This is a genomic window from Roseiarcus sp., from assembly GCF_052145395.1.
In the GTDB taxonomy this organism is placed as follows: Bacteria; Pseudomonadota; Alphaproteobacteria; order Rhizobiales; family Beijerinckiaceae; genus Roseiarcus.
In genome coordinates, this window is record NZ_JBKQOT010000823.1 from 1 (window position 1) to 6,701 (window position 6,701).

Here is a 6,701-nt window from a genome sequence, read left to right on the forward strand (position 1 = left end):
TGGCCAGGGCGATCGAGCAGGGCTTGCCGAAGCGGCGGATCGAGGAGGCGTCCGCGCGCACCCAGGCGCGCATCGATTCCGGCCGCCAGACGGTCATCGGCGTCAACACCTTCCTTCCGAACGTCGAGAAAGAGATCAAGGTTCTCAAGGTCGATGCGGGGGAAGTGCGCGCAATGCAGATCGAGAAGCTGAAACAGCTTCGCGCCGAGCGCGACGAGGCCAAGACCCAGGCTGCGCTCGCGGCGCTGACGGAGGGCGCACGCGGAAACGGCAACCTGCTTCAGCTTTCGGTCGAGGCGGCGCGCGCCAAGGCGACGGTCGGCGAAATCTCGCTGGCGATGGAGAAGGTGTTCGGCCGTCACGTCGCCGAGATCCGGGCCATTTCCGGCGTCTATCTGGCCGAATCGGGGCCGAAAGCGGCGGCCAACGAGCGCGTGATCGCCATGGCGCGCGCGTTCGAGGAGAATACGGGGCGTCGCCCCCGCATCCTTGTCGCCAAGATGGGGCAGGACGGCCACGACCGCGGCCAGAAGATCATCGCCTCCGGCTTCTCCGATCTCGGCTTCGACGTGAAGATCGGTCCGCTGTTTGCAACACCCGAGGAGGTTGCCGAACTCGCCGCGAAGAGCAAGGTCGACATCGTCGGCGTTTCTTCGCTCGCGGCCGGCCATCTCGCGCTCGTGCCCGCGCTGAAGAGTGCGCTCGGCGCGGTCGGCATGGGCGACGCCATGATCGTCGTCGGCGGCGTCATTCCGGAGCAGGATTTTGCGCCGCTCAGGGCCGCCGGCGCCGACGCGATCTTCCCGCCCGGGACAGTCGTTCCGGAAGCCGCGCAGAGGCTGATCGAGCAGCTGAACGAGCGTCTCGGCTACACCCAGCGCATTCCGGCCTGACGGGGGACCCGGACGGGGACCGCAATCGCGCGCTGCGTCGCGAGGGAGATAGGCGGCGTCGTGGGGACGCGACTGCGGCCGCTTGTCCGCCGCCGAAAACGCAATAGCTCTCGCCGCCAGACGCGGCGGGGGCGCCGCGGTCGCAGATAAAGCACGATGAAATGGGATGCGACGGTCAAACCCTCACCCGACGGCCTTCGACCATTGCCCCGGCCTTCGCGCGCCGCGACGAGGTTAAGGCTGGCGCCGCCCGGACTTGGCCGGTTTCGCCTTGATCCTGGGCGCAAGGCGCAAACGCGCGCGGCGTCCTCGCGAGCGTCAAAGCGGGAGCCGGGGGCAAGCTTGGCCTTCGCCGGCGCCTTGTTTTGGGGCGGAGGAAGGCGGGGCGCCCCCATTCGCGCGAATCGCGATGGCGCCCCTTTTGATTGCAGAAAAACGGAAATACCGGTATGATCCCTTCGTGCGAGCCTCAGACCAAGCCCAAGCGGATCGACGCCGTCCTGAAACGGGACGCGGCCGTTTGCCCGGGGATGGGCCGCATGACGAAAGAAATTCGCGAAAGGATTTTTTCGCAAACTCGAGTGTAACGCGTTGAAAGGTCACGATTCACGGGTGAATAAGAGGGTCAAATTCAGCGCCGAACGCATGCCGAACGCCTGTCGAACGCATACCGTACGCGCGCTGAATGGCGCCGGATGGCGCCCGAATGGGCCTCGCTCCACGGACGCCCGGGAAAATCCAAATCTCTCGCGCCGACGGCATCCACGCGACCGGCTCTTTCGGCCTCGCGGATGGACTCGTCGCCAGAGCCCGTCGACAGACGGGCGCTTTGGCGCCCAGAGGTTGGCCGCAATAATGGAGGCCGGTTTAACCTGAAGACATCATGCTCTAGCCAACACGTCCTACGCCACATGGCCAATGGACGGTTGCCGGCAAGGCCTGAAATAATCCGTATGTGCGTCATCTGCCGCACGGGAGGAAAGTATGGAAACCAAACTGGGCAATCCAGCGCCGCTTGGGCTCATCGCATTCGCATCGACCACATGGCTCTTGAGCCTGATTAACGCGGGCTTGGCCGATGAAAAGGGTATCGTGATCGTCCTGGCCATGGCGCTGGTCTTTGGGGGAGCGGTTCAGTTGATCGCCGGGATCATTGCGTTCATGCGGGGAAACACGTTCCCTGGCGTCGCGTTCATGGCCTACGGCGGGTTCTGGATATCGGTCGTGACCTTCGCCAAGTTTTTCGGCGGCGGAGCGCCGGCGCCGATGGTCGGCTGGTATTTCTTCGTCTGGGGCGTCTTCAGCTTCTACATGTGGATCGCCACGTTCCGTCACAATACGGCGCTGCAGCTGGTCTTTCTGGCCTTGTGGATCACTTTCATGCTGCTCGCGGGCGGAGAGTTCATGCCCATCCTCCATACGGCGGGCGGCTACCTGGGGCTCGTGACGGCGGCCCTCGCGGCCTACCTCTCCGCGGCGGAAATCATCAACGGCGACTATGGCCGGACGGTGCTTCCTGTCGGGCCCTACGTCCCAGCGGCAGTCCCGACCCGAACCGACGCCGGCGTGAAGCCGCGGATGGCCTCGTAAACCTTTAAGAGACAAGCGGCGGTCGCACCGCGCCGCCGCTTGTCGGGCGCTCACGTCCAATCGAGCACGATCTTGCCGCTGTCGCCGCGGCGCATGATCTCGAAGCCCTCCAGGAACCGCTCGGCCGGCAGGCGGTGGGTGATGACTTGCCGCACGGCGAGGCCGCTCTCCAGCATCGCGATCATCTTGTGCCAGGTCTCGAACATCTCGCGGCCGTAAATGCCCTTGAGCGTCAGCTGCTTGAAGATCACCTTGTTCCAGTCGACCATCGTCGGCTTCGCCGGGAGGCCGAGCAGCGCCACCCTTCCGCCGGTGACGATCGACTCGAACAGTTGATCGAAGGCCGCCGGCGCGCCGCTCATCTCCAGCGCGACGTCGAAGCCCTCCGTCATCTTGAGCCGGCCCATGACCGCCTTGAGGTCTTCTTTGGAGACGTCGACCGGCAGGACGTCGGCGACCTCGGCGGCCAGAGCGAGCCGTTTCGGATTGACGTCGGTGATCACCACATGCCGCGCCCCGACATGCCGCGCGACGGCGGCCGCCATGATGCCGATCGGCCCCGCGCCGGTGACCAGCACGTCCTCGCCAACGAGGTTATAGGTCAGCGCGGTGTGAACGGCGTTGCCGAGCGGATCGAGGATGGCCCCAAGTTCGTCATCGACCTCGTCCGGCAGCGGCACAATGTTGAAGGCCGGCACGCGGACATATTCGGCGAAGGCGCCGGGAATGTTGACCCCGATGCCCTGTGTCTCCGGGTCGAGATGGTAGCGCCCACCGCGGGCCGCTCGGCTCCGCATGCCGATGACGTGTCCTTCGCCCGAGACGCGCTGGCCGACTCTGAGGCGCTTCACGTTGGCGCCGACCCCGGCGATCTCGCCAGCGTATTCGTGGCCTATGGTCATCGGAGTGGGGATCGTCTTCCGCGCCCAGTCGTCCCAATTGAAGATGTGGACGTCGGTGCCGCAGATGCCGGTCTTGTGGATTTTGACCAGCACGTCGTCCGGGCCGATCGAGGGGATCGGCTCGTCGCGCATCCATAGGCCAGGCTCGGGCTTTTCCTTGACGAGGGCTTTCATCGGCGCTCCTTCGGCAGGCCTACAGTATTCCCAGCGCTTTCCCGGCGTCCCTGAACGCCGCCACGGCGATGTCCACGTCTTCCGCCGTCAGGGCCGCCGACATCTGCGTCCGGATCCGCGCCTTCCCCTTCGGCACGACCGGGAAGAAGAAGCCCGCGACGTAGACGCCGCGCTCGTCGAGCGCGCTGGCGAGATCCTGCGCCAGACGCGCCTCGCCCAGCATCACGGGAATGATCGGCGTAACCCCCGGCAGCGTCGAGAGGCCGGCCGCCTCGAGGCCCGCGCGGAACCTTTTCGTATGGTCCGTGAGCCGCGCGCGGAGGTCGTCGGCGCGAGCCGCGATCTCCAGCGCCTTCAGCGCGCCGGCGGCGACCGGCGGCGCGAGCGAATTGGAAAAGAGATAGGGCCGCGCGCGCTGGCGCAAGAGGTCGACGATCGGCTGCGCCGCCGCGACGAAGCCGCCCATGCCGCCGCCGAGCGTCTTGCCGAATGTGCCGGTGACGATGTCGACCTTGTCGCCCGCTCCCGTCAGCGCCGGCGTGCCGCGGCCCTTGTCGCCGAGATGGCCCGTCGCGTGGCAGTCGTCGACGAGAACCATTGCGCCGTAACGCTCCGCGAGCGCGCAGATTTCCGGGAGCTTCGCCACATAGCCGTCCATGGAAAAGACACCGTCGGTCGCAATCAGCTTGAAGCGCGCGCCGTCCGCTCCCGCCTGCTTGAGGCAATCCTCGAGCGCGTTCATGTCGGAATTGGCGAAGCGATAGCGTCGGGCCTTGGCGAGCCGCACCCCGTCGATGATCGAGGCGTGGTTGAGGCTGTCGGAGATGATCGCGTCCTCTTCGCCCATCAGAGGCTCGAACACGCCGCCGTTGGCGTCGAAGCAGGCGGCGAACACAATCGCGTCGTCCTTGCTGAGATGCTTGGCGATGGCGAGTTCGAGCTCGCGGTGCAGAGTCTGAGCCCCACAGATGAAGCGCACCGAGGCCATGCCAAAACCAAATGCGTCCATCGCTCCCTTCGCCGCGGCGATCACGTCGGGATGGTTGGCGAGGCCGAGGTAATTGTTGGCGCAGAGGTTGAGCAATGTGCGCTCGCCCCTGTCCGATGCGACGCGGATGCGGCCTCCTTGCGGCCCCGCAATCAGGCGCTCGCGCTTCAAAAGCCCGGAGGCCTCGATCTGGTCGAGGGTCGCGCGGATGTGGCGTAGGAACGCGTCGGACATGGCGCCTCGTGAAATTGCGGCGCCACCATAGCAGCGCACAAATCCGCCTCAAATGGGCCGCGACCCGCTCGTGGCGGGCGCCTGAGTCCTACCCGCCCCAGTCGACGAGCCGCTCCCCGCGATGGATCGCGTCCGCCTCCGCGGTCAGCCTTCCGCCCGGGCCGTGCAGGACGAGCCCGGGCGCAATCCGCAAAGGCGCTTTCGAGCCCTTTACGCCGGAGACCAGCAGGCGGTGCGCCGAGGCGCCCGCCCGGGGATGAACCGGCAGTAGCGCCAAGGCGCCGAGGCGGTTCTCGGCCGCCGCGAGGATCGCAAGCAGCGCGTCGGGGCGATGGACCATCGCAAACCGCCCGCCGGGCCGGAGGAGGGCGAGACAGCCCCGGATCCAGCTTTCCAACGGCGCCGCGTCGCCAGCGCCGGAGAATACATGCGCGCGCGCCTTGGCCGCGTCCGGAGACGCTCGCACCGCGCCCGGCTCGAAGAACGGCGGATTGGTGACGACGAGGTCGGCGGCTTCGTCGGCAAGTCCAGCTGCGCGTCGTGCGCTGGCGTCGAAAATGTCGGCGCCGACGACTCGAAATCGCTCGGCTAACCCGTTCCGCGCGGCGTTCTCCGCCGCGATCCCGGCCAACGCCGGATCGATCTCGACGCAATCGGCGGTTGCCCGCGCATGCCGGCTCACGATCGACAGGGCGACCGCCCCGACGCCGGCCCCGACGTCGACGAGGCGTCCTTCAGCAAGATCGGCCGCGGCGGCGAGCAGGGCGGCGTCCGAGCCGACGCGATGCCCGCGCCGGGGCTGCATGAGGGTCAGCCGTCCGCCGAGCCAGGGATCGCTCGACAATCCGTCCGCCGGGCTATCGAGCCGCGGCGGCGTTTCAGTCATTGCGCAGTTCGTCCGCGAGTCCGGCGTCGACGAGCAGCCGCCGCGCCCGCTTCTCCTCGCCCTTTTCCACAAGGATCCGGCGCGGCAGGAAGCCGAGCGATCCCTCGACGGCCGCCATGTGCTGATCGAAGACGAAAAAGCCGACCCCCGCCGCCTTGAGCAGCGATTCGACGGCGCTGATGAGAACGAGATCGTTGGTTCTCAGGATTTCGACCAAAGGGGGACCCCGGACCGCGCGCACTTGCCGCGCCGATTTCCCGTCTTTATGGTCGATCCGCTGCCTGTGACAAGGGATTGCGTCTGGTGGGTGTTGTGATTCCGCTCGAGGAGAAGCCGGTCGATCGCCTGATCGAGCCGCTCACGGCGCTTGTGGCAGACGACATGTCGCGCGTGAACCAGACGATTCTGTCGCGCACGGGGTCGGACGTCGCGATGATCCCCGAGGTCGCCAACCATCTCATTTCGTCCGGCGGAAAGCGTCTGCGGCCGATCCTGACGATCGCAACCGCGGCTTTGTGCGGTTACGAGGGCGCCGGACACATCAAGCTCGCGGCGGCGGTCGAGTTCATGCATACCGCGACGCTCCTTCACGACGACGTGGTCGACGACAGCGACATGCGGCGGGGTAAGGCCGCCGCTCGGGTGTTGTGGGGGAACGAGGCGAGCGTGCTCGTCGGCGACTTTCTCCTTGGTCAGGCGTTCAAGATGATGGTCGAGGTCGGATCGATGGCCTGCCTCGACGTCCTGTCGAACGCCGCCGTCGTGATTGCGGAGGGCGAGGTCATGCAGCTTTCCGCCGCCAAGGACACCGAGACGACCGAGGACGCCTATCTCGCCGTCATTCGCGCCAAGACCGCGGCGCTGTTCGCCGCCGCCTGCGAGGTCGGGCCGATTTTGGCGGGCCGGTCCACATCCAAAGTTGGCACGCGTTACCAGAATTTTCGCTCCATGATACCTCGGCTCGTTGAGGATAAAATTAGGTCTGGGCTTACCGTCTGGGTAAAATCTCCAGTCGTAGAATAGGTACTGACCGA

General features: G+C 66.4%; 6 protein-coding genes and 1 pseudogene. 3 read left to right on the plus strand and 4 right to left on the minus strand.

Features of this window, described 5'->3' with window-relative positions:
- Together ACLP25_RS28420 and ACLP25_RS28425 are read left to right on the plus strand one after the other, a co-directional pair.
- Nucleotides 1-893 (plus strand): methylmalonyl-CoA mutase family protein (locus ACLP25_RS28420; protein ID WP_442472448.1); only part of this gene is annotated, 893 nt, incomplete at its 5' end.
- A gap of 984 nt (nucleotides 894-1,877) precedes the next feature.
- The gene (locus ACLP25_RS28425; RefSeq protein ID WP_442472449.1) at nucleotides 1,878-2,483 is read left to right on the plus strand and encodes an acetate uptake transporter; all 606 of its coding nucleotides are present in this window, start codon (nucleotides 1,878-1,880) and stop codon (nucleotides 2,481-2,483) included.
- A 50-nt stretch (nucleotides 2,484-2,533) separates the two neighbouring features.
- On the opposite strand, the gene tdh is transcribed toward ACLP25_RS28425, so the two are convergent.
- From tdh to ACLP25_RS28445, 4 genes are all read right to left on the minus strand, one after another.
- The gene (gene tdh / locus ACLP25_RS28430) at nucleotides 2,534-3,559 is read right to left on the minus strand and encodes an L-threonine 3-dehydrogenase (protein WP_442472450.1); all 1,026 of its coding nucleotides are present in this window, start codon (nucleotides 3,557-3,559) and stop codon (nucleotides 2,534-2,536) included.
- 19 nt (nucleotides 3,560-3,578) lie between these two features.
- Complete coding sequence (locus ACLP25_RS28435; RefSeq protein WP_442472451.1) at nucleotides 3,579-4,781, minus strand: glycine C-acetyltransferase; 1,203 nt, start codon at nucleotides 4,779-4,781, stop codon at nucleotides 3,579-3,581.
- An 88-nt stretch (nucleotides 4,782-4,869) separates the two neighbouring features.
- Entirely contained in the window at nucleotides 4,870-5,667 is a 798-nt protein-coding gene (locus ACLP25_RS28440; RefSeq protein WP_442472452.1) for a tRNA1(Val) (adenine(37)-N6)-methyltransferase, read from the minus strand.
- The gene (locus ACLP25_RS28445) at nucleotides 5,660-5,884 is read right to left on the minus strand and encodes a putative signal transducing protein (RefSeq protein ID WP_442472453.1); all 225 of its coding nucleotides are present in this window, start codon (nucleotides 5,882-5,884) and stop codon (nucleotides 5,660-5,662) included. The genes ACLP25_RS28440 and ACLP25_RS28445 overlap by 8 nt, the downstream gene beginning before the upstream one ends.
- 86 nt (nucleotides 5,885-5,970) lie before the next feature.
- Between ACLP25_RS28445 and ACLP25_RS28450 the strand changes: the two are divergent.
- Nucleotides 5,971-6,577: pseudogene (locus ACLP25_RS28450) on the plus strand (polyprenyl synthetase family protein); the annotation flags it as partial.
- Between the last annotated feature and the right edge of the window lie 124 nt (nucleotides 6,578-6,701).